Annotated in this window: 4 protein-coding genes; 3 read left to right on the top strand and 1 reads right to left on the bottom strand. The window is 51.5% G+C overall.

Annotated elements, in window-relative coordinates:
• From VJ464_01960 to VJ464_01950, 3 genes are all read left to right on the top strand, one after another.
• On the top strand, nt 1-839 hold an 839-nt coding region (locus tag VJ464_01960), incomplete at its 5' end, for a hypothetical protein (protein ID HKQ03869.1).
• Nucleotides 839-1,351, top strand: coding sequence for a hypothetical protein (locus tag VJ464_01955; GenBank protein ID HKQ03868.1), 513 nt, complete (start codon nt 839-841; stop codon nt 1,349-1,351). The genes VJ464_01960 and VJ464_01955, both read left to right, overlap by 1 nt.
• A gap of 329 nt (nt 1,352-1,680) precedes the next feature.
• Nucleotides 1,681-2,010, top strand: coding sequence for a hypothetical protein (locus VJ464_01950; protein HKQ03867.1), 330 nt, complete (start codon nt 1,681-1,683; stop codon nt 2,008-2,010).
• Between the two features lie 190 nt (nt 2,011-2,200).
• Here VJ464_01950 and VJ464_01945 read toward each other — a convergent pair.
• A partial coding sequence (locus VJ464_01945; GenBank protein HKQ03866.1) for a hypothetical protein occupies nt 2,201-2,504 on the bottom strand: 304 nt, incomplete at its 5' end.

Genomic DNA, 2,504 nt, shown 5'->3' with positions numbered 1-2,504 from the left:
ACCCGCAGACGATGAACCGCTACGCGTATGTGTTGAACAACCCGCTGGCGTTGGTAGACCCAACGGGGCACGCGCCGGGGATTGTCGAGAACCCGGACTACTATGACGACGCGGAGGAGCAGAAGCGGCATGCGCCGCCGCAGATGACGCTGGTGTTCGACGCGGCGGCGGCGGCGGCGGTCGAGAGCGGGCATGGGAGCTATGCCGATTATGGGATCGGGCCGGTGTTCAGCGAGCAGATGATCGTCACGGCGGACGAGCAGATTGACGTTGGGGCGCTGGGGTCGGCGCTGATCGACCACATCAACAACACGGTGATTGATCCGCACAAGAATGACGGCGACCGCATGGTCGAGGGGCTGTTCATTGGCGTTGGCAAACTCGACCTATTCGCGGCGTCACTTGGTCTCGGTGCGGGAGGAGCAGCGGCAGAAGAGGGGGCCGCAGAGGCAGCCGATGTTTGCCAAGAAATGATACAGGTCTTTCGCGTTGAGGGTAATATTAACACTAGAATCCTCATAGGAGACGCAGGGGAAGTCGGGGTACAGGGAGAAAACACCTTGTTCTTAAACTTTGGGGATGAGGCAAGGGCAGCAGAATTTCTTGCTCAGAGAGCAGGCCAAAACCTTGAGGGGGCTGCCATAAAATCTTTTCAGGTTCCAAAAACATTCTTGGAAGAGATGCAGGCAACAGCTGTCCCGGAACGCCTCGCAAGACAGTTTCTAGATAGACCATTCATTGTTGATGCTGCTAAAGCAGCAAACCAATTTGGTCTTCGTACACCTCAGATTGAAAGGCTAAGGAGTGTTATAGTACAAGGCACAGGGAGAGTATTCTAATGAGGTCAGAAGACGAACTCCGCCATCTGCATGAGGGCCCATCACCGGGCGAGAAATTTGAGGGCCTAGCTATCTTTGAACTGCTGGCTTATTGTCAAAGCAACGCTGACGCGGTCCTCAATCGGTGTAAAGAGGTATTAGAAGTGGTGCTAAGGCACGAGCGAAATGAATGGCCTTCCCTTGATGACTGGCGAACCTTGTTACCCATGTGGTTTGTTATGGAATGCGCCGATGAAGTTTCTAGAGAAGAATCCGAGCGATGGCTTAAATGGTGGCAAGGTTTATCTAGAGAGCAGCAAGCCAAAGTGGAAAGAGAAGCTAGATGGTCGTTAAGTGATTGGCTTTATTGGTTTGAGCCTGATGTCCGTCAATGGTTTTGGTGGGATGCTCATATAGAGGACTCCAAAACGTTATCTGTGTATGTTGAAGTTCAAAGCCTTCCTTTCCCTTGGGGGGCTTTGGATTGGCTCTTGCGAGCATCCGGAGCGGTCAGTGTCAAACAAAAAAAATAACTCCACTTCCGTTCCTGCTAACGCGCGAGCAAAGTTAATTCATCAAAATTGCTTCTCTAACTTTTCATCGTTGCGGACTGTAATCGCTCGATAGTTTAACAGCTACACCAAAGTTATCTGCTGGCCAGTACGACTCCCATATTTCATCCTTCTCGCCTCCGAGCCTTTCTTATCGCTAATGTGATTGTTAAGTACTCTTGGGCCGACAATCTTCATGATGAGCGGAGGATGACGCGGACGAGCAGATTGACGTTGGGGCGCTGGGGTCGGCGCTGATCGACCACATCAACAACACGGTGATTGATCCGCACAAGAATGACGGCGACCGCATGGTCGAAGGGCTGTTTGTCGGCGTTGGCAAACTCGACCTATTCGCGGCGTCACTTGGTCTCGGTGCGGGAGGAGCAGCGGCAGAAGAAGCCGGAGAGATAGTCATGTTGGATACAAATGCGGTGATAAAGTTTGAGGAGGCATCAACGCTTCTTGGGCCTGGGGAGATTCCAGTTGTCAGTGAGCAAGTTATGACCGAGTTGAATGCCCTAGTTGAGCGAGGTACTATAGATGCTCTACCCTCTTACAAATCTGGCTCAGTTCCGCCACCGATCCAAGTGAACCCTGGCATTCGAGGAATCCCCCTCCGTCATGTGTTCTTCAAATAGATGGGATAGGTTTTAAGCATGATTAGCCCAGAAAAACTGAGTAATGCGCTTTATAGCCTTCATTTAATACTAGTGAAGGTAAGATTTATGGCTTATAACAATGAGCCTTTTGCGGATATAGTAATTATTCTGGACTATGCCGAGATGCTTCCTCGATTGATTGCTTCTAAAGAGAATATGACCGAGGAGTTTAGACATTATATTTCGGCTTTAACAGACCGGTACCCTTCGTTTTCCCATATCTTGGAGAAATTTGATCAGCCTGATGTGCCTGATAGCTGGTGATGATTAGACTCAGCTTTAATAAGTGCAAGCTGGCGAGTAGGAGTACGGCTACGACCTGGCCGGCCACCTGACCTCTGAGCAGTACCCCTCCGGGCGCGTCGTCACCACCGCCTATGACCAGGCGGGCCGCCTCAATGATGTCAGCAGCGGCACCACCCACTACCTCAGCCAGTTCAGCTACACCGCCCACGGCGGCGTCAAAGACCTCA

The sequence above is a fragment of the Blastocatellia bacterium genome, assembly GCA_035275065.1.
Taxonomy (GTDB): Bacteria; Acidobacteriota; Blastocatellia; order UBA7656; family UBA7656; genus DATENM01.
The sequence above is the reverse complement of the archived record's forward strand: the minus strand, read 5'-3'. Positions and strand labels throughout refer to the sequence as shown.